At 66.2% G+C, this 19,792-nt stretch carries 17 protein-coding genes; 11 read left to right on the top strand and 6 right to left on the bottom strand.

The window, feature by feature from the left end:
* Nucleotides 1-35 precede the first annotated feature (35 nt).
* Together ABT392_RS00815 and ABT392_RS00810 are read left to right on the top strand one after the other, a co-directional pair.
* Entirely contained in the window at nucleotides 36-1,172 is a 1,137-nt protein-coding gene (locus tag ABT392_RS00815) for a GGDEF domain-containing protein (protein ID WP_334279186.1), read from the top strand.
* A gap of 56 nt (nucleotides 1,173-1,228) precedes the next feature.
* Nucleotides 1,229-1,576 carry an HU family DNA-binding protein gene (locus ABT392_RS00810; RefSeq protein WP_334279187.1) on the top strand — a complete coding sequence of 116 codons (348 nt, stop codon included), beginning with the start codon at nucleotides 1,229-1,231 and terminating at the stop codon, nucleotides 1,574-1,576.
* 174 nt (nucleotides 1,577-1,750) lie between these two features.
* On the opposite strand, the gene ABT392_RS00805 is transcribed toward ABT392_RS00810, so the two are convergent.
* From ABT392_RS00805 to ABT392_RS00795, 3 genes are all read right to left on the bottom strand, one after another.
* The gene (locus ABT392_RS00805) at nucleotides 1,751-4,093 is read right to left on the bottom strand and encodes a M56 family metallopeptidase (protein WP_395384370.1); all 2,343 of its coding nucleotides are present in this window, start codon (nucleotides 4,091-4,093) and stop codon (nucleotides 1,751-1,753) included.
* Complete coding sequence (locus ABT392_RS00800; RefSeq protein ID WP_334279189.1) at nucleotides 4,086-4,484, bottom strand: BlaI/MecI/CopY family transcriptional regulator; 399 nt, start codon at nucleotides 4,482-4,484, stop codon at nucleotides 4,086-4,088. Before ABT392_RS00800 ends, ABT392_RS00805 begins: the two co-directional genes overlap by 8 nt.
* An 85-nt stretch (nucleotides 4,485-4,569) precedes the next feature.
* Nucleotides 4,570-5,820: an anion transporter gene (locus ABT392_RS00795; protein WP_334279190.1), complete on the bottom strand. Its 1,251-nt coding sequence runs from the start codon at nucleotides 5,818-5,820 to the stop codon at nucleotides 4,570-4,572.
* A gap of 93 nt (nucleotides 5,821-5,913) precedes the next feature.
* Between ABT392_RS00795 and ABT392_RS00790 the strand changes: the two genes are divergently transcribed.
* Both ABT392_RS00790 and ABT392_RS00785 read left to right on the top strand, forming a co-directional pair.
* The gene (locus ABT392_RS00790) at nucleotides 5,914-6,642 is read left to right on the top strand and encodes a winged helix-turn-helix domain-containing protein (RefSeq protein WP_395384371.1); all 729 of its coding nucleotides are present in this window, start codon (nucleotides 5,914-5,916) and stop codon (nucleotides 6,640-6,642) included.
* Nucleotides 6,639-8,717 carry an ATP-binding protein gene (locus ABT392_RS00785; RefSeq protein WP_395384372.1) on the top strand — a complete coding sequence of 693 codons (2,079 nt, stop codon included), beginning with the start codon at nucleotides 6,639-6,641 and terminating at the stop codon, nucleotides 8,715-8,717. Before ABT392_RS00790 ends, ABT392_RS00785 begins: the two co-directional genes overlap by 4 nt.
* 15 nt (nucleotides 8,718-8,732) lie before the next feature.
* Here the strand turns inward: ABT392_RS00785 and ABT392_RS00780 are convergent, their stop codons facing one another.
* Nucleotides 8,733-9,533: a Crp/Fnr family transcriptional regulator gene (locus tag ABT392_RS00780; RefSeq protein WP_395384373.1), complete on the bottom strand. Its 801-nt coding sequence runs from the start codon at nucleotides 9,531-9,533 to the stop codon at nucleotides 8,733-8,735.
* Nucleotides 9,534-9,775: 242 nt separating this feature from the next.
* On the opposite strand from ABT392_RS00780, the gene ABT392_RS00775 reads away from it, so the two are divergent.
* The 6 genes from ABT392_RS00775 (at nucleotide 9,776) to ABT392_RS00750 (ending at nucleotide 17,248) form a co-directional block, all read left to right on the top strand.
* A complete protein-coding gene (locus ABT392_RS00775; protein WP_334279194.1) occupies nucleotides 9,776-10,258 on the top strand; it encodes a Rossmann-fold NAD(P)-binding domain-containing protein in 483 nt (160 codons plus the stop codon).
* Nucleotides 10,259-10,717: 459 nt separating this feature from the next.
* Nucleotides 10,718-11,008 (top strand): co-chaperone GroES, encoded by a 291-nt coding sequence (gene groES, locus ABT392_RS00770; protein WP_334279195.1) that lies wholly within the window; start codon nucleotides 10,718-10,720, stop codon nucleotides 11,006-11,008.
* 128 nt (nucleotides 11,009-11,136) lie between these two features.
* A complete protein-coding gene (gene groL, locus ABT392_RS00765; protein WP_395384374.1) occupies nucleotides 11,137-12,783 on the top strand; it encodes a chaperonin GroEL in 1,647 nt (548 codons plus the stop codon).
* A gap of 199 nt (nucleotides 12,784-12,982) precedes the next feature.
* Nucleotides 12,983-15,004: a DUF1631 family protein gene (locus tag ABT392_RS00760; RefSeq protein ID WP_334279197.1), complete on the top strand. Its 2,022-nt coding sequence runs from the start codon at nucleotides 12,983-12,985 to the stop codon at nucleotides 15,002-15,004.
* Nucleotides 15,004-16,200 carry a patatin-like phospholipase family protein gene (locus ABT392_RS00755; protein WP_464970876.1) on the top strand — a complete coding sequence of 399 codons (1,197 nt, stop codon included), beginning with the start codon at nucleotides 15,004-15,006 and terminating at the stop codon, nucleotides 16,198-16,200. The genes ABT392_RS00760 and ABT392_RS00755 overlap by 1 nt, the downstream gene beginning before the upstream one ends.
* Nucleotides 16,184-17,248, top strand: a complete 1,065-nt coding sequence (locus ABT392_RS00750; RefSeq protein WP_464970875.1) for a BamA/TamA family outer membrane protein — start codon at nucleotides 16,184-16,186, stop codon at nucleotides 17,246-17,248. The genes ABT392_RS00755 and ABT392_RS00750 overlap by 17 nt, the downstream gene beginning before the upstream one ends.
* 106 nt (nucleotides 17,249-17,354) lie before the next feature.
* Here ABT392_RS00750 and ABT392_RS00745 read toward each other — a convergent pair whose 3' ends face one another.
* Both ABT392_RS00745 and yihA read right to left on the bottom strand, forming a co-directional pair.
* Nucleotides 17,355-18,248 carry an alpha/beta fold hydrolase gene (locus ABT392_RS00745; protein ID WP_334279199.1) on the bottom strand — a complete coding sequence of 298 codons (894 nt, stop codon included), beginning with the start codon at nucleotides 18,246-18,248 and terminating at the stop codon, nucleotides 17,355-17,357.
* Nucleotides 18,249-18,285: 37 nt separating this feature from the next.
* A complete protein-coding gene (gene yihA, locus ABT392_RS00740; protein WP_395384376.1) occupies nucleotides 18,286-19,086 on the bottom strand; it encodes a ribosome biogenesis GTP-binding protein YihA/YsxC in 801 nt (266 codons plus the stop codon).
* A 65-nt stretch (nucleotides 19,087-19,151) separates the two neighbouring features.
* On the opposite strand from yihA, the gene ABT392_RS00735 reads away from it, so the two are divergent.
* Nucleotides 19,152-19,769 carry a c-type cytochrome gene (locus ABT392_RS00735; RefSeq protein WP_334279201.1) on the top strand — a complete coding sequence of 206 codons (618 nt, stop codon included), beginning with the start codon at nucleotides 19,152-19,154 and terminating at the stop codon, nucleotides 19,767-19,769.
* The last annotated feature ends 23 nt before the right edge of the window (nucleotides 19,770-19,792 follow it).

Genomic DNA, 19,792 nt, shown 5'->3' with positions numbered 1-19,792 from the left:
TGCCCTAGACTGCAGGCCAGCTCTCCGCCTTCACCATGTTCCACGAACAGACGCTGCTGCTGGTTGAAGTCTGCTTCACGCTGCTGACCACGGCGCTGCTCGTCGCTGCGGCCCTCGGCGTGGGCAAGCAGGCCGAGCTGCGGCTGTGGGCTCTGGGCAATGTCGTGGCCTGCCTGGGCCTGGCGCTCGGGGTACAGAGCGGCGTGCCCACCTTCATACATGCGGTGCTCAGCTACGGCTTCATGGGCCTGGGGCAGGCCCTGGTGCTGCGCGGCTTGCGGCTGTACGCGGGGCAAGACCTGTCCCTCAAGAGCCTGGTCGCGATTGCCGCCGCATCGCTGTTGCTGCCTGCCTACTTCACCTGGGTCGAACCCAGCCTGACCGGCCGCCTGGTGGCCAGCGGCCTGGGCTTTGCCGCGCTGGACCTGGCCTGCCTGGTCACGCTGCTGCGCGTGCGAGACCGCACCCGGGCCATGATGTGGGTGGCGGCGACCGGCTTCGGTGTTCTCAGTGCGGCCTTGATCCTGCGGGCGCTCTGGCTGCTCCTGCATGGCGATGCACCGGCCGACCAGGAGCTTGTGGCGAACGGCACGCTCTTCATCATTCCGCTGGCCCAGGTCTGCATCGCCTTCGGCCTGGTGCTGATGATCACGCGCCGCTATGCCGAGGAATTGCGCCGGCTCTCGCTGACCGATCGCCTCACCGGCGCCTACAACCGCGCCGCGCTAAGCACGCTCGGCCTGCGTCTTCTGCAGCGTGCGCGCCGCTCGGGTCGCGGCGTGGCCGTGGCCATGGTCGATGTCGATCACTTCAAGCACATCAACGAGAACTTCGGCCATGCTGCGGGTGACGAAGTGTTGCGCCAACTATCGGCGCTGTTGCTCGCGCAATTGCGGCCGGGCGATCTGGTGGTTCGCTATGGCGGCGAAGAGTTTCTTTTGCTGCTCGATGGCCTCAATGGAACAACCGCCGAACGCGTCTGCGAACGTGTTCGCAAGCTGGTGGTCGAGACACGTATCAATCTGCCTAACGCCGAATTGAACTACACGGTCAGCATCGGCCTGAGCAGCTCGGAGGCCAGCGGCCACGAGCTGGAAAAGCTGATCAATGCGGCCGATTCGGCGCTGCAAAAAGCCAAGGCAGAGGGCCGAAATCGCGTGCTGCTCGGCTAGAGCGACAATCACGCCGCCCGAGATGGTCGGGCGTCATCCCAATGAGACTGTAGACAATGAACAAATCGGAACTGATTGAACACCTGGCCAGCAAGCACGAGATCAGCAAGGCTGAAGCCGGCCGCGTCCTGGAAACCCTGCTGGACGCCATCGTCACCACCGTCAAGAAGGGTGGCGCCGTCACGATCCCCGGCTTCGGCTCGTTCAAGCAGCACGCCCGTGCCGCCCGTACCGGCGTGAACCCGTCGACCGGCGACAAGATCAAGATCGCTGCCGCCAAGCTGCCGAAGTTCACCGCTGGCGCCACCTTCAAGGCCGCCGTGGACCCCAAGGCTGCCGCCCGCAAGGCCGCCAAGGCTCCGGCCGCTGCCGCCAAGAAGCCGGCCGCCAAGGCCAAGAAGTAAGCAGGCCTCCAGCCTGACGTGCAAAGAGGGCCCAGGGGCCCTCTTTGTTCTTTCCGGGCCGAGCGCCGGGCCGCTCCCAAGCCGGCCCGCCATGGGCGATGTGCTTGCCGCTCGAAACGGCAAGCATCCCCGCCCCCTCGGGGGGCCGTCCAAGGTACTCCTCGGACGGGGGGCTCAACCCCTGTCGAAGCGGTCCAGCGCCTTTTCGACCTGGCCGCGCTCATGGTCGCTGAGTCGGCGCGCTGCCTTGCGGTAGCGGCTCAGCACCTCAGAGTCAGCCGGCATCTGCTCGGCCAGCGCCTTCAGGACGGTAGCGAGTTCGAAGTCGGCGCCGATGCGCGGCGTACCCTCCAGGATGGCCAGCGTTGCCGACTTGTCGAGCGGGCCGCGCTCGATCAGTTTCAGCAGTGCTTCGCGCTGATCGAAATCACTGCCGATGCGCGTGGCCGATTGCACATAGCTCTCAACCTGCGTCGCCATGTCCAGGTGCGGTGCGATGCTTTGCAGCGCCGTGCGACGGTCGAAGTCCGAGCCCAGCAGGCTGCTGGCCTGCAGCGCAGCATCCAGCGTGCTCTTGCCCAGGGGCTTGCGCTCCATGAGGTGCTCGATGGCGGTGCGGCGGTCGAAGTCCGAACCCATGGCCTTCATCACCTTGACCCAGCCCTGCAGCACCTCGGCCTCGTCGGCCTGCTGCGAAGCCAGCGCTTCCAGCACATTGCGGCGGTCGAAGTCGCTGCCGATGCGTGCGGTCGTGCGCAGCAGGCTCACCTGCTGTGCGGCGGGCAAGGTCTGGTGTTCGACCATGGCGACCAAAGCGGTGCGGCGGTCGAAGTCGGAGCCCATGCCGTCCACCGCAGCGAGCACACGCTCGATGGCGGGTGGCGGCAGGTCGCCGACATCGCGCAGGTTCAGCAGTGCTTCAACACGGGCGCGACGGTGGAAGTCGCTGCGCGGCTTCTCGATGTCGGCCAGCACGGCATCGACGCCGCCCTTGGCATGGAGCTTCTTCACCCGCTCGTCGGCGCTGACCATGACGTCGGCCATGTGGCGGACCATGGTCTTCAGCCATTCGCTGCCCACGGCATCGAGCTGCTGGGCCTTGCCATCGACGCTGTAGCTCTTCTTCAGCGCGCCGCCGGGCTGGCTCTCGATCAGCACCTCGCGATGGACGCCGCCACGCTTCTCGCTGATCCGTACCGTGCCCGCGAGGCCGATGATCTCGTCTTCGGCCTCGTTGAAATGCAGATCGCCACCGCGTACGTTGACGCGGGTGGAGCCATTCTGATCGTTGGTAACGATGCGGGTACCCTTGTGGAAGCTGACGCCGTCCTGCAGCTCGAGCACCCAGTCGGCATCGATCTTGCCCAGCACCACGGCCGGAACCGCCACCGCGCCAAACAGCGCAGCGAGCACGCCGCCTAGCGCCAGCCAGCGCCATTTGAATTTCTTGGCCACCAGGCCTTCCTTGCCTTCTTCCATGGGGGTCTCCTCCATCAGTGAACGGATGCGCTGCAGGAGCGCCGAATCGGGCCTGGCCATTGCCGCTGCCAGACGCGGCGCGCTGCCGCGGCGCTGGACGATCTGCTCGGCGCAGGCATAGAGACTTTCGGCCAGCGCCTGGGGCTGGCCCGAGGCCTGGGCAGCCCAACGGTCGCAGGCCAGCTCGGCCAGCGCATCGAGCCGGCGCAAGGCCAGGTGATTGAGCGGCTGCAGCCAGCCCAGGGCCGCCGCCCATTGGCCTGCCAGGCGCCAGGCCGGGTCGCGACGCAAGAGGTGGGCGATCTCGTGCGCCAGCACCGCCTCGCACTGGCCGGCATCGAGCTTGACTGCCAGCCAGCGCGGCAGGCAGATCGCGCCACCCGGCGCCACCAGCGGGCTGTGCCAGCCTTCGCTCATGCGCAGCGTAGGCGTGGGCAGGCCAGCCAGACCGGCCAGGCGTTGCGCAGCCTGCTGCCAGCTAGGCTCGCCGGCCGGGCTCAGCCGCCGCACGCGCCAGCGCAGCGCCGCAAGTCGCAGGCCCAGCAGAATCAAACTGCCCAAGGACACGATGGCCCATGCCACGGTCAGGGCGCCGGCGGCATTGCTGAACGAAGCGCCGAGGGCCACGTCTTGCCGGCTGACGGGCTCAGGCACAGGTGTGTGTGCGGCGCTCTCCACGGCGGTGGGCACGGCCCCTGGCGCAAGCTTCGCATCGACCACAGGGCTTGCTGTCGGTGGCATCTCGTCGGCTGCATCGACCGCAGGCTCCACCGCTGCCAGCACCAGGCCAACGCTGCGCTGCTCCTCCGAGCGACGGACCTCGGCCGGCAACTGCTCGAAGGCGGCCATCAGCGGCGGCGCCAATGCCTGGGCGGTGGCGCTGAGCAGGCCGCCGAACAGGGCAATCCGCCACATCAGTTCGCGCACGGTCAGCGAACGCTGCAAGGCGGGATGGCGTTCCAGCAGCATCGCGCCGCCAAGCAGCGCCGTGCTGTGCAGGAGATAGTTGAGCAGCCAGCCGGCCAGTGCTTCAAGCATGACGACCTCCGCGGCGAGCCAGCAGGGCCCGCATCTTGGCCAGATCGTCCTCGCCGATCTCGCCTTCGCTGAGCAGATGGCTCATCAGCCGGCTGGGCTCACCCTGGAAAAGATTGCTCAGGAGGCCGGACACCATGGAGCGCTGGACCTCGGGTTCATCCACCGCCGCGCGGTAGCGCAGCTGGCGGCCGTCGCGGCTGGCGCTGATCATGCCCCGCTTCTCCAACCGGGTCAGCAGCGTGGCCACCGTCGTGTGCGCCAGCGCGCGGCCCGCTTCATGCAGGGCTTCCACCACTTCGGCCGTACTCGCTTCGCCGCGCTCCCACAGCACGCGCATCAGCGCCAGCTGCAGCTCGCTGAGGGCCAGGTCATTGCTCTTTTCTTCGTCCATGGGTCTCTTCTACAGATGTAGTACTACAAATGTAGAAGAGATTCGGCACGCTGCACAAGTGACTTACGGCAGGGTCCCCAAAAAATCAGGCGCGAGCCAGCCAGGCCAGCCACAGCGCGGTCAGGGCCAGGCTGGCCAGCGTCACCGGCAACCCGGTGCGCGCATGGCGGCGCCAGTCGATCAGGACGCCGGCGCGGCGCGCCGCATCGACCACGATGATGTTGGCAATCGAGCCGACGATCAGCAGGTTGCCGGCCAGCGTGCTGACCAGGGCCAGTGTCGGCCCGGCCGTGGGCGCCGCTGTTGCTGCAGTTGCCCCAGGCAGCAAGAGCATCACCGCCGGCACGTTGGAGACGAGATTGGACAGCGCGAGCGTCGCACCGAACAGGGGCCATGTCTGGCCGAGGTCCAGGCCCTGGGCCAGCAGCCAGTTGATCGCGGCCTTGGTCATGCCCGTGTGTTCCAGCGCTGCGTTGACGACGAACAATCCCATGAACAGGACCAGCAGCTCCCAGTCGATCAGGCCCATCACCTTGCTGGAATGGAAGCGCTGGCTCAGCAGCAGATAGCCGGCGCCGACCAGGGCGGCCACGTCGCGCGGCCAGGAGGTCAACAGAAAGATCGCAACCAGCACGCCCGCCACGATCAGGCCCTTGGCGGTCTGCCAGGCATCGAAAGGTGGTTCGTCAGGCACCGGCGCCTCCTGCACCGCCGCCGGCGCGCCATGGCGCATCTGCCAGGCCAGCAGGGCCCACAAGGCCAGCAGGCCGGCCAGTACCGGCGGCAACGCCTGCAGGCTGTACGCGCCAAAGGGCAGCTTCAGCACCTCGCCGATCAGCATGTTCTGCGGATTGCCAATCAGGGTCAGCGCCGAGCCGACATTGCTGGCGCAGGCCAGGCCCAGCAGGAAGGGAATCGGGTCGAGCCGGCGGCGCAGGCAGGCCTCCAGCAGGAGCGGCGCCATGGCCAGGCAGACGATGTCGTTGGAAAACACCGCCGATAGCAAGGCGGAAGCAGCGATCACCACGCCCATCAGGCCCACGGGGGCCAGGGGCAGCGCAGCGATGCGGCGTGTCACGGCGCCATAGAAGCCGCCAAGCCGCATCTGCGCCGAGATCACCATGAAGGAGAACAGCAGCAGGATGGTCGGCAGGTGGATGGCCTGGGCCGCCGCCTCGGGTGTCATGACGCCGGCGCCGACGATGGCAATGGCGCCCAGCAGCGCCACGCCGGTGCGATCCAGTTGCAGGCGCGGCAGGCCACCGAGGATCATGCCCAGGTAGACGATGCCGAACACGCTCAGCACCACAAGATCGGAAACAGCAAGGTCGTGCATGCGGAATGAGGGGCAGGTCTTGTCCCTGAAAGGCAGTAGTCGCGGGCCACATTGTCAGCGCCAGGTCGGCCAATCCTGCTAGGCTTTGTCTCGATGAATACGGTTCCAGCCCATATCGCCATCGTCGACGACGAATCCGATATCACCCAGCTGCTGGGCAATTACCTGCAGGCGCATGGGTTTCGGGTCACCGCACTGCACGACGGTCATGCCTTGATGTTGCTGATGAAGGCCGACCCGCCCGCCCTGGTGCTCCTGGACCTGGGCCTGCCCGGCGAGGACGGTTTCTCGATTGCCCGCCAGTTGCGCGAGCACTGGTGCTGCGGCCTGGTGATCGTGACCGGCCGCGGCGACGCCATCGACAAGGTGGTCGGTCTGGAGGTCGGTGCCGACGACTATGTGACCAAGCCCTTCGACCTGCGCGAACTGTTGGCCCGCATCAAAGCGGTACTGCGCCGGCTGCAGCCGCTCGCCGCGGCGGCCGCGCTGCAGCCTGGTGGCGAGCAGCTGTGCTTCTCTGGCTGGAACCTTGACGTGGGTGCGCGCCGCCTGCTCTCGCCGACCGGCCAGGAAGTGGCGCTCACCAGCGGCGAGTTCGACCTGCTGGTGGCCTTTGCCCGGCATCCGGGCCGGGTGCTTTCGCGCGATTTTCTGATGGAGCACACGCGCGGCCGCGAGGCCGGCCCCTTTGACCGCACGATCGACGTGCAGGTCGGCCGCCTGCGCAAGAAGCTGGAAACCGATGTCGACAACCCGCAGCTGATCAAGTCGGTTCGGGGTGCCGGCTACATCCTCGTGCCCGCGGTGAGCCCATCGACATGAGGCCGGACGGCGAAACCCCGGCGCTGCCGACGGGTCTGGATCCGTCCACAGTGTTCCGCTCGCTGTTCCAGGCCTTTCCCGATGCGCTGCTGCTGGTCGACAAGGCGGGCCACATCGTGCTTTGCAATGAGGCGGCCTCGAACCTGCTTGGCTACACGGTGGACGAGCTGCACGGCCTGACCGTCGATGCGCTGGTGCCCGACGCGATCCGCCCCCGCCATGCCGAGTACCGCAAGGCCTATGGTGAAGCGCCGCGCGCGCGCCCCATGGGCACGCAGATGGAGCTGGTGGCCAGGCGCAGCGACAGCTCGGAAGTGATGGTCGAGATCGCACTGAGCCCGCTGCCGCAGCAGGGCCTGGTGGTGGCGGCAATCCGCGATGTCGGCAGCTATCCGCGCGTCAAGAAAGCGCTGCAGCGTGCCCGCTACAGCGAGCATCTGGCGCAACTGGGCCGCCTGGCGATCGATACGCGGGACCCGGAGGTGCTGCTGACGAGGGTCAGCACCATCGCGGCCGAAGCCTTGCAGGTGGAGCTGGCGGCAGTCTTCCTGCTGGAGCCGGACCGCAAGCAGATCCGCCTGGCCAGCGGCTTCGGCCTCCTGCCGGCCGAGCCGCTGGGCACGCTGCTGCCCAACCGACCGGACACGCCCCCAGGCTACCTGGCCGCCACCGGCACGCCGGTGGTGGTGGCCGACTACGCCACAGAGCAGCGCTTCGCCGTGCCCCAGGCCTATCTTGACGCTGGCCTGCGCAGCGCGCTGGCGGTGCCACTGGCGGAGCGCGGCCGCATCATCGGTGCGTTGACCGTGCGCTCGCGGCGCAGCCAGCGCTTTGGAGACGACGAGGTGCACTTCCTCGAGTCGCTGGCCAATCTGCTGACCAGCAGCCTGCAGCGCGCCAAGACCGAGGAGGCGCTCAACCATGCACAGCGCCTGGAGAGCGTTGGCCAGCTGACCGGCGGCATCGCCCACGATTTCAACAATCTGCTGACCGTCATCCAGGGCAATCTTCAAGTGCTGGAAGACTTGCCTGGGCTTGACGCGTCATCGCCAGCAAAGCCGCTGCTGGCCGCGGCCACGCGGGCCAGCCGGCGTGCTGCCGAACTCACGGCCAAGTTGCTGACCTTCGCGCGCCGCCAGGTGCTGCAGCCGGAGCCGGTGGACCTGCATGCGCTGCTCAATTCCTTGGCCGGCATGCTCCGCCGCACGCTCGACCAGCGCATTGCCATCACGGTCGAGGTGGGCGAGGACTGCCCCCTGGTGCTCGCCGACCCGGCGCAGCTGGAATCGGCACTGCTCAATATCGCGATCAATGCCCGCGACGCGATGCCCGAGGGTGGTTGGCTGCAGTTCCGCGCCAGCGCCTGCGCCAGCCTGCCGGATCGGCTGCGCACCGAGCTCGAAGACCCCAGTGCCGCCGTAGATCGCTTCGTCCAGATCACCATCACCGACAGCGGTCAGGGCATGCCCGAGGCCGTGCGCGAGCGTGCTTTCGAGCCCTTCTTCACCACCAAGGCCGCCGGCCGCGGTACGGGCCTGGGCCTGGCCACCGTCTATGGCTTCGTCAAGCAGTCCAAGGGCGCGATCGCGATCAGCAGCGCGCAGGGCATGGGCACAACCCTGACGCTCTACATCCCTCAACCCTGGACGGCGGCCCGCGAAAGCGAGGACAAACCGGATGTCGCGCCGCTGCGTGCCGGCATACGCGTGCTGCTGGTGGAAGACGACACCGAGGTGCGCCACATCGTGCGGACTTTTCTGCTGGGGCTGGCCTGCATCGTGGAGTCGGCCGCCAGCGCCGAGCAGGCCTTGCAAGTACTGGATCCGCCGACGGGCGAGCCACCGCACTTTGACCTGTTGCTCAGCGACATTGCCCTCGGGCCGGGCATGCGGGGCACCGAGCTGGCGGCACGCGCCCAGGCCAGCCGCCCGGGCATGGCCGTGCTGCTGATGTCAGGCTTTTCATCCGAGCTGCTGGACGCCGACCGCGATTCGCCACCTGGCTGGGAGCTCTTGCGCAAGCCCTATGGCCGCGAAGAGCTGGCCGCGGCCATGGCCAGGCTGCTCAGCAACTGACTGAAACGGCTGGGCTTACTGCAGCAGCGCAGGGGCCGGTGTCATACCGCCCTGGATGAAGGTGCGCAGTGCATCGACCTCGGGGATCAGGATGTCGCGACGACCGCCCTCGGCGAACTCGATCAAGCCGGCCTTGGCCAAGCGCGAAAGCGCACGGCTCACCGTTTCCAGCGTCATGCCCAGGTAGTTGCCGATTTCGGCACGGGTCATGCGCAGCTTGATCTGGTCGGTGCGCAGGCCGCGCTTGGCCAGTGAGTCGGCCCAGTAGCGCAGGAAGTCGGCCACGCGGGCGTCGGCCGGCAGGGTGCAGACCGACATCAGCGAGTCGCGGTCGTTGGCTATCTCGCGGCTCATCGCCTGGTGCAGCAGGTTCAGGAGCACAGGACGACGCAGGCTCGCCTCGAGCAGCGCGTCATAGCGGATCGCCCAGACCTCGCCGGTGTCGATGGCGATGGCATCACAGCTGTAGCGCTGGTTGGCAATGCCGTCAAAGCCCAGCCAATCGCCGCGGAACTTCAGCCCCACCACCTGCTCGCGGCCATCACTGGACAGACTGATGATCTTCACGAAGCCGGAGTTCATCAGGTACAGGCAGTCGAAACGCTGGCCGGCCTGGCAGATCACGTCACCGGCACGCACCATCAAGCGCTGCGGCACCAGGCAGTCGCTGACCAAGGCCAGCGCATCGGCAATCTGCTGGCTGCTGCTCAGCTGCGCGCGCTGCTCGGAGTTCCGGTGCTGTGCTTGCCCCTGCAGCGAGCCGGCATTGGCCGCCTCGTTCTTGCGGAGAAGGATGGGAGTGGCGGTGGTCAGCATGGGCGTCCTGCGGGTCTGTGTTTGATGAGCCCATGCTAGGGAGCCTCGGCCAACCGCATGACAACCGACAAGACCGATTTGAAGCAGTCGGCAAGCGCTGCGTAAACAGTTGGTAACAGCGGGCTGGGCGCCCTGGGTACTTGAGACAAGCGTTCGGCTTGTTGATCCCGGTCAACGGTCGCCACCTGCGCCTGATTAGCATCGCCGCTGGCTGCTTGAACTCTGTTCAGACACCTTGCCCCATGCCCACCCCTTACCAGGCCACGCTCATTGCTACCGAACTCGCCGCCCTGCTCGACACCGCCAAGGCGTTGCAATCTGCAGGCATGGCCAGCCACGGGCGCAGCCTGCTGCGCAACAAGAACATCGGCCTGCTGACTGAGCATCCGGACGGCGCGGCCGCAACGCGCTTCATCGACGCCGCCCAGGAACTTGGCGCCCAGGTCTCGCTGATCCGACCGCAGCACGCCGGCCTGTTCTGCCCGTCGACCACGCTGGCCACCACCCGCATGCTGGGCCGGCTCTATGACGCCATCGAATGCCAGGACCTGCCGCCCGAACTGCTGCGGCAATTGCAGCTGCAATGCGGCACCCCGGTGCTGGACAGCCAGTCCAGCCTGGCCACCTGTCCGCCGGACTGGGTTGATAAATTGCCGGTGACCGAACAGGCCGCCCGCGAGCGCCTGCTGGTGCAGGCACTCCTCATGCGCGCGCTGAGCAGCTGAGCACGGGCGAAAAAAAGCCTCCCAACGGGAGGCCTGACTCATTGAGTGGCGGTGCTTACAGCGCGCCGCCGAGGTCGGCTTGGACCAGGTCCTTCAGTTGGACGATCAGGGCGACGGCCGACAGGGCCAGGGTGATGATCAGCAGTTCCATTCTTCTATCTCCTCTTTGCGTTTGCGAATGCTGTCATTCTAGGGAAATTACCTAGTCATTGCGGGTTAACCCTATTCATTTTGTGCATAACGCCATGTGCGGGATCCGAACGAGCATCTTTCGGATCCGCATCACTGGGCAAATCCTTTCCACGCCGTCAGGCATGGGCGGGCTCTTGAAAGCCCATCTCCGACCCCTATAATCCGATTGCTAGCACTCAACAATCAAGAGTGCTAACGATCCGCCCCGGCCTCTGGGCCCTGGCGGATCTCCATTTTCAAAGCCCGAGAAATCCTCAAGGAGATGTGATGAATCTGCGTCCTCTGCACGATCGCGTGATCGTTAAGCGCCTGGAACAAGAAACCAAGACTGCCTCGGGCATCTTCATCCCCGACGCCGCCGCTGAAAAGCCGGACCAGGGTGAAGTGCTCGCCGTCGGTACCGGCAAGCGCAACGACCGTGGCGACCTGATCGCCATGAACGTCAAGGTCGGCGACCGCGTGCTGTTCGGCAAGTACTCGGGCCAGACCGTCAAGGTCGATGGCGACGAGCTGCTGGTGATGCGTGAAGAAGACCTGTTTGCAGTGGTGGAAAAGTAAATCGCCCACGGCGATTTACTTTCGTCGAGGCTAACTTCGCTTGCGAAGTTAAGGCCCAAGGGGCCGGCCGGAGACAAAAGTCCGTAGCAACAGCAACACCCACTTTTTAAGAATTCGGAGAAATACACATGGCAGCAAAAGACGTGATCTTTGGCGGCGAAGCTCGTGCTCGCATGGTTGAAGGCGTGAACATCCTGGCCAATGCGGTCAAGGTGACCCTGGGCCCCAAGGGCCGCAATGTGGTGCTGGAGCGCTCGTTCGGCGCCCCCACGGTGACCAAGGACGGCGTGTCGGTCGCCAAGGAAATCGAGCTCAAGGACAAGCTGCAGAACATGGGCGCGCAGATGGTCAAGGAAGTCGCTTCCAAGACGTCTGACAACGCCGGTGACGGCACCACGACCGCGACGGTCCTGGCCCAGGCCATCGTGCGCGAAGGCATGAAGTACGTGGCCGCCGGCATGAACCCGATGGACCTGAAGCGCGGCATCGACAAGGCCGTGACGGCCCTGGTCGCCGAGCTGAAGAAGGCTTCGAAGGCCACCACCACCTCCAAGGAAATCGCTCAAGTCGGCACGATCTCGGCCAACAGCGATGCCGACGTCGGCCAGATCATTGCCTCGGCAATGGACAAGGTGGGCAAGGAAGGCGTGATCACCGTTGAAGACGGCAAGAGCCTGAACAACGAGCTGGACGTCGTCGAAGGCATGCAGTTCGACCGCGGCTACCTGTCTCCCTACTTCATCAACAACCCCGAGAAGCAAGCCGCACTGCTGGACAACCCGTTTGTCCTGCTGTACGACAAGAAGATCTCGAACATCCGCGACCTGCTGCCCACGCTGGAGCAAGTGGCCAAGTCGGGCCGTCCGCTGCTGATCATTGCCGAAGAAGTCGAAGGCGAAGCGCTGGCGACCCTGGTGGTCAACACGATCCGCGGCATCCTGAAGGTCGTGGCCGTCAAGGCGCCGGGCTTCGGCGACCGTCGCAAGGCCATGCTGGAAGACATCGCCATCCTGACCGGCGGCAAGGTCATCGCCGAAGAAGTCGGCCTGACGCTGGAGAAGGTCACGCTGGCTGACCTGGGCCAGGCCAAGCGCGTCGAAGTGGGCAAGGAAAACACCACCATCATCGATGGCATGGGTGCTGCTGCCGACATCGAAGCCCGCGTCAAGCAAGTGCGCATCCAGATCGAGGAAGCCACCAGCGACTACGACCGCGAGAAGCTGCAAGAGCGCGTGGCCAAGCTGGCCGGCGGTGTTGCCGTGATCAAGGTCGGCGCTGCCACCGAAGTCGAAATGAAGGAAAAGAAGGCTCGCGTGGAAGACGCGCTGCACGCCACCCGCGCTGCGGTGGAAGAAGGCATCGTGGCCGGTGGTGGCGTGGCTCTGCTGCGCGCCAAGCAAGCTGCTGGCGTCATCAAGGGCGACAACGCCGACCAAGACGCCGGCATCAAGCTGGTCTTGAAGGCCATCGAAGCCCCGCTGCGCGAAATCGTCTACAACGCCGGTGGCGAAGCCTCCGTCGTCGTGAACGCCGTGCTGGCCGGTTCGGGCAACTACGGCTTCAATGCCGCCAACGACACCTATGGCGACATGATCGAAATGGGCATCCTGGACCCGACCAAGGTGACACGCACTGCCCTGCAGAACGCCGCTTCGGTTTCTTCGCTGATGCTGACGACCGAGTGCATGGTCGCCGAGTCGCCGAAGGAAGAAGCAGCCGGCGGCGGCATGCCTGGTGGCATGGGCGGCATGGGTGGCATGGGCATGGACATGTAAGAACGAGCCTGCCCTTCGAGGGCAAGTTCAGAAAGGGCCGCAGCAATGCGGCCCTTTTTCATTGCCCTGTTACCGATGAAAAAAGCGGTGATTTTTCATGGTCTGTTGCCCGGACCATCCACCCTCAGGGGGGGGCCGCGCAGAGTCAGCATTTGCGTGGGTTGCCAATTCATAATGCGGCATCCGTCAAAGTCACGACATGCCACAAGCCCCTACCCTGCAAACCCTGGTCGACGACACCATCGCCGCCCTGCCGATGCTTGCGCGCTCGGTCCAGGATGCGATCCAGGACGAGTTGGAACGCCGCCCCCAACATTTCATGCTGCTGGAAGGCTGGCGCCGCCAGCGTGGCCGCTTCGCCACCAATCTGGAGGCGGTACTGCAGCCGATGCTGCAGATCGCCAGGCGTGGCCAGGACCCGCTGCGCCGTGGCGCGGCGGTGTCGCTCGACACATTGAGCCTGGTTGACGAACACCAGGCGCTGCAGGATGTTGCCATCGCCCACCTGATCGCATCGGTGGAAGAGCAATGCAAGCCCGAGCTGCATCAGCTGGGCAATTTCTTTGCTGCCCTGCGCGGCCAAAGCGCCCACCGCAAAGACGACAACCCGCTGCGCCCGGCCCTGTTCGCCCAGGCCATGTACGACGCGCTGGTCGACACCAACCTGGATTCCGAAGGGCGCTACGCAATGCTCAAGGTGGCGGCCGGCCCGCTCACCGAAACGCTGCAGCACCACTACGCCGCGCTTTGCAGCCAGTTGCAGGCGGCACACCTGAGCCAGATGGTGTCGAGCTACGGTTCGGGCACGGGCGGCCAGGACCCGCGCCTGCGCAATCTCTCGGAAGCCGCGAAAGCACAGGCGGCCAAGCTCAGCCCCGCGACGCTGGACAGCCTGGCCAAGCGGGTGGACGAAGTGAACAGCCGGCCACAGAAGCTCGCGAGCAAGCCCGAGCTGCCACCGGCGCCCAGTGGCATCAATTTCAGCCCGGCAGCCGCCGGCGGTACCGGCGACCTGCTGACGCGGCTGTACGACCAGATCCTGGCCGACCCGCGCCTGTTGCCGCCGGTCAAGGCCTTGCTGGCGCGTTTGCAGATTCCGGTCGTGCGCCTGGCCCGCATCGACCCCAGCCTGATGCGCCGCCAGGAGCATCCGACCTGGCAACTGCTCAACCGTGTCGCCTCGCATGGCATGGGTTTCGACAACCCGAACGACGAGCGCCTGCAGCAGTTCCTGCAGTTCATGGAGACGCGCCTGTCCATGCTTGTGGCCACACCTTCGCCCAGCGCCCAGCTGTTCCAGCAGGTGCTGATCCAGGTGGAAGAGCACATCGGTTCGCAGGCACGCCAGCGCAGTGAACGCAGCGCCACGGCGCTGGCCGCGCTGGAGCGCGAACAGATGCGTGACCAGTGGGCGACGGTGCTGCGCGAGCAGGTCGGCGACCAGATGATCGACGCGCCGGTCACTCCGGCGCTGCGCAGCTTCCTCAGGGGCACCTGGGTCGACGTGATCGTGCAGGCCATGGTGCTGCATGGCCGCGATGCGGCCGAGGCGCATGCCCACATCGACACGGTGGACGAACTGCTCGCCAGCCTGGAGCCGTGCAAGACGCCGGCCGAGGTGACACGCCTGCGCGGCCGCCTGCCAGCGCTGATGCAAAGGCTGGAGCAAGGCTTCAACTCCATCGCCTTGCCCGCCAGCAAATCGCAGGCCCTGATCCACGAACTGGCACAGATGCACCAACGCGTGCTGCAAGGCCAGCCGGCCGTACCCCCGGTGTCGGCGCTGCGCGCTGTCGACAAGCGCGAACTGAGCCCCGAAGACCTGCTGCAACAGTTGCTCAGCGAGCGCGAATCGCAGATGCCCTCGCGCTGGGCCCATGACCAGGTGGACCGAGGCCAGTTGCCCACGGTGCCGACCCAGCTCTACGACGAGAACGACAGCCCCGAATCCCGCGCCGCGCTGGCGGCCTGGGTTGACGGTCTGGAAGTGGGCCAGTGGTACCACCTGTTCATCCAGAGCCAGTGGCTGACAGCCCAGATCGCCTGGGTCAGCGAGAGCCGCCAGTTCTTCCTCTTCGTCGGCCAGGATGCGGAAGACCGCCATTCCCTGACCCGCGGTGCGCTCGAGAAGCTCCTGGCCAACGGCCTGATCACGTCGCTGGCCGAGGACACCTTGGTGCAGCGCGCGGTCGACACGCTGATGCAGGACCTCGACGCCTGATGAGGCTTGCGGTCGGCTTCGTCGGCTTGGTGCTGCTGGCGCTCGCCGGCACAGCCATGGCAGCACCGACCGATGTGCCCCAGCCCCCGCCAGCGCGGCCCAAGCTGGGCCTGGTGCTCTCGGGTGGTGGCGCGCGCGGCCTGGCCCATGTGGGGGTGCTCAAGGTGCTGGAGCGCGAGCGCATTCCGGTCGACCTGATTGCCGGCACCTCGATGGGCTCCATCATCGGCGGCCTCTACGCCAGCGGCATGACTGCCGCCGAGCTGGAGCGCGAGCTGTTGCAGATCAATTGGGGGCGCGTTTTTGCGGCGCGCGTGGAGCGCCAGCAGCTGTCGCAGCGCCGCAAGGAAGAGGACTTCGAGTTTTCGGCCGCACTGGAGCTCGGCCTGCGTGATGGCGAGTTGCGGGCGCCGCAAGGCACCCTGTCCAGCCGCGGCCTGGAAGCCCTGCTGCGGCGCCTGACCTTGCCGGTGCGCATGGTGCAGGAGTTCGACAAGCTGCCCATTCCCTTCCGCGCGGTCGCCACCAATATGGAAGATGGCCAGCAGGTCGTCGTTGGCAATGGCGACCTGGCGCTGGCCATGCGCTCCAGCATGAGCGTGCCCGGCGTGTTCGCGCCTATCGAATGGAATGAGCGCATCCTGGGCGACGGCGGCCTGGTGAACAACCTGCCGGTCGACATTGCCCGCCGCATGGGCGCCGAGCAGCTGATCGCGGTCAACGTCGGCACGCCGCTGTCGGCGCGCTCGTCCCTGGGTTCGATGGTCGGACTGACCGGCCAGATGATCAACATCCTGACCGAGCAGAACGTCCAGCGCAGCCTGGCCAGCCTCTGGAACGAGGACATCCTGATCACGCCAAACCTTGGCAAGCTGACGTCGGCCGACTTCGAGCGCGGCCGCGACTTCATCACCCAGGGCGAGGCAGCCGCCGAGGCCTTGCTGCCGCGGCTGCGCGAGCTGGCCCTGCCCGAGGCCGAATACAAGCGCTGGCGCAAGGCGCACCTTTCACACAACCCCGCCGCGCCTTCGCTGGAAGCGGTGGCTTTCGAGGGCAGCGACAACACCAACCCGGAGCGCTTCAAGGCCCAGCTCGAATCGCAAGCTGGCCAGAACTTCGACCCCGCCCGGGCCGAGCGAGAACACCCGAAAGCTCGCGTCCACGGGCGACTATGTGCGGGTGGACTATCACGTTGAGCAACGTGCCGAAGGCGACACGCTGGTGTTCCTCATGGAAGACAAGCCCTGGGGCCCGAACTACTTCCGCGTCGGCCTGGATCTCAGCACCGACTTCGCCGGCGAGAGCTCATTCAACCTGCGCCTCAGCCACAACCGCCACTGGCTCACCGACCACGGCACCGAGTGGCGCAATCAGCTGAGCGTGGGCCAGACGCCGCGCTTCTACAGCGAGCTCTACCACCCGCTGATCCAGAAGCTCGGCACCTCGGAAGACTGGTTCGTCTCCGCCTGGACCGAGCTGGAACGGCGCCAGATCAACATCTACGAGCCCGAGTCCGGCAAGGGCCTGGCGCGGCTGGCGCGCGTGTCCGGCCAGCTGGGCTTCGATCTCGGCCAACCCTGGGGGCGCATCGGCGAGGTGCGCCTGGGCCTCACCCACCAGCGCTGGCGCATCACGCCCAAGCTGCTGACCGTCGACGTGGGCGACCAGCTCAACCAGACCTGGAGCGAAACCGGCGTGCGGCTGAAGACCGTGATCGACCAGCTCGACTTTGCCAACTTCCCACAGCGCGGCTACCGCCTGGTGGCCGAGGCGATCAGCGGACTGCAGTCGGGCACCAACACGCGGCGCCAGCATTTCAGCCGCTTCGAGCTGCAAGGCACGGCCGCCGGCAGCATCGGCGCGCATACGCTGAACCTGCATGCGCGCCTCTTGCAGGCCAATCAGCCGACCGATTCGACCCAGGGCCCTTACACGCTGGGCGGCTTTCAGCAGCTCTCGGGCTATCAGCAGGGCCAGCTCTTCGGCAATACGCTGGCTTTCGGACGCGCTACCTACTACCTGCGCCTTCGCGAAGCACCGGTGCTGACCCGCGGCTTCTTCATCGGCGGCTCGCTGGAAGCCGGCAATGCCTGGGACCAGCGCCGCGACGCGAGCTTCAAGGACCTGCGCTACGCAGCCAGCGCCTTCATTGGCGCGGATACCGGCTTTGGCCCGCTTTATCTGGCACTCGGCCACGCGCCGCGTGGCGGCACGACCGTCTATCTGTTCATCGGCCGGCCGTAACTGCTCACCCCCGAGGCGCTGCGCGCCTCCCCCTCAAGGGGGCGCTCCCGATGGCCCGGCAAAGCCGGATCCATGGGCGCCGCTTGGCTCGGCCGCTCAGACGCCATCAAATTGACCCCATGCAAACACTCCGCTGTATCAACGTTGCCACCAAGGCCGGCTGTTCATGGACGATCCAGTGCCCGGCACCCGGCACCCGGTGCAGATCCAGCAGAGGCACAAACTGCTCGAGGCCATCAACCATCGCTGCAGGCAAGGCCTTGTCCTCCAGGCCCCAGATCACCGTGGTCGGCACTTTCACGGTGACGAACTCGGGCGCGAATTTCAGCGCCATCGCGCCGGGGTCGCTCTCCGTGGGTGGACGCATCGGCGAGGCGCGGTAGTAGTTCAAGGGGCCGGTCAGGCCGTGATTCCAGACCTCGCGATAGCGTTCTTTCAGCGCGTCGGTCAGCCAGGGCTGGCCGCCGTGGTCGGTGAAGAAGGGCCAGAGCTGGGCGTAATCGTCGGCCGCCAGCTCTTGCTCCATCTGCGGTTCGCACAGCCGGTTCATGTAGGCGCTCGCCTGGCGCTGCGATTCGCTTTGCTGCAACTCGCGCAGAAAGGTGCCGGGATGCGGTGAATTGACGATGACCAGGCGCCGCATCAGCTCGGGCTTCTGCACCGCCAGGTTCCAGCCGACGGCGCCACCCCAGTCGTGGGCCACGAGCGCTGCCAAAGGGCCCTCGCCCGTGGCGGCGATCAGGGCGGCCACATCGGCCATCAAATGCTTGGCGCGGTAGGCCTCGACTTCGACCGGCGCGCTGGAGCGCTCATAGCCGCGCAGGTTCGGGGCGATACAACGGAAGTGCGGAGACAGCGCCTCCATCACCTCGTCCCACACGAAGGCCGCCTCCGGGAATCCATGCAGGAACACGAGTCGCGGCAGGTGCGCGCCACCAGCGGCGCGGCAAGACAACGTAATGCCGTGAGGCAAGGCCAGGTCGAAACGTTCAATGCTCATGGGCATTGAGTATGGGCAGCGGCCGCTGCCCGGCCTGTCAGGCGGGCGACACCGCGGGCTCGTCGCCCTCGCCACCCTTGTTCTCTTCGTCGGCGCCGGCAGCCATCTGCTCGGTCACTTCGACCTCGGGCGCCTGCACATGGGCCTGCACCCATTCGTGCAGGATGTGGGCCACGTCGGCCACGCCCTGCTTCTTGAGCGCCGAAAACAGCGTGACCGACACGTCCGATGCTTCGGTGGCCAGCTCGCCCAGCTCGTCTTGCGCCTTGCGCAGGGCGACATCGGACTCCTGACGGTTCAGTTTGTCGGATTTAGTCAACAGCACCAGCAGCTTGACCTCGCCACTGGCCACGCGGCGCTGCACGAACTGCAGGAGCTGCTTGTCCAGGTCGGTCAGGCCCAGGCGCGAATCGACCATCAGGACCACGCCCGACAGGCTGCGGCGTACGTCCAGGTAGTCGGCCATGACCTTCTGCCAGCGCAGCTTGGCGGCCTTGGCCACGGCGGCATAGCCGTAGCCGGGCAGGTCGGCGAACAGGGCGTTGGGCGCGTCCTTGGGCCCCAGGTGGAACAGGTTGATGTGCTGTGTGCGGCCAGGCGTCTTGGAGGCGTAGGCCAGGCGCTTTTGCTGGGCCAGGGTGTTGATGGCCGTGCTCTTGCCGGCATTGCTGCGGCCGACGAAGGCGATCTCGGCCAATTCGGTCGCCGGCAGGTGCTCCAGCTGGCTGGCGGTGGTCAGAAAACGTGCCGTGTGGGTCCAGCCAAGCACCTGTTTGTCGCTGACCTCGCCCTCGACTTCTGGAGTCTGGGCGGGCTGCTTTGTGTTGTTCGATGTCATGAAGATCCTGGGCTGGTGAATAGCCATTGTAAAATCCTGGGCTTGCGCTTACCGAACCCCACCCCATGAAGAATGCCGCTCTCCTGTTGACGGGTCTGTTTCTGGCCGCCGCAGCTACTGCGTCGGAGACCCAGGCCCCGGCCAAGCCAGACCTGGCCAAGGGCCAAGCCCTGTCCACGCAAGTGTGTGCTGCCTGCCACACGGCCGATGGTTCGCGTGGCAGCCCGGCCAACCCGATCCTGCAGGGCCAGCACCCTGAATACCTGGCCAAGCAACTGGCCGAGTTCAAGGAGGGCAAGCGCGCCAACCCGATCATGAGCGGCATGGCTGCGCCCCTGAGCCCGGAAGACATGAAGAATGTCGCCGCGTTCTACGCCTCCAAGCAGCCCAAGCCCGGCTTCGCCAAGGACAAGGCCCTGGTGGCCCTGGGCGAGAAGATCTACCGCGGCGGCATTGCCGACCGCAACATCCCGGCCTGCGCCGGCTGCCACAGCCCCACGGGCGCCGGCATGCCCGCCCAGTACCCGCGCCTGTCGGGCCAGCACAGCGACTACACGGAAGCTCAGCTGAACGCCTTCCGCGCCGGCACCCGCCTGAACAGCGCCCAGATGACGGCTGTTGCGGCCAAGATGAACGACCGCGAAATCAAGGCCGTGTCCGACTACATCGCCGGCCTGCGCTGAGCGAGTACGGGTCGCCCTGGCGA

Source organism: Paucibacter sp. JuS9 (assembly GCF_044043925.2).
Classification (GTDB): Bacteria; Pseudomonadota; Gammaproteobacteria; order Burkholderiales; family Burkholderiaceae_C; genus JAUASW01.
Note: the sequence above shows the minus strand (reverse complement) of the source record. Positions and strands in the feature narration are given on the sequence as shown.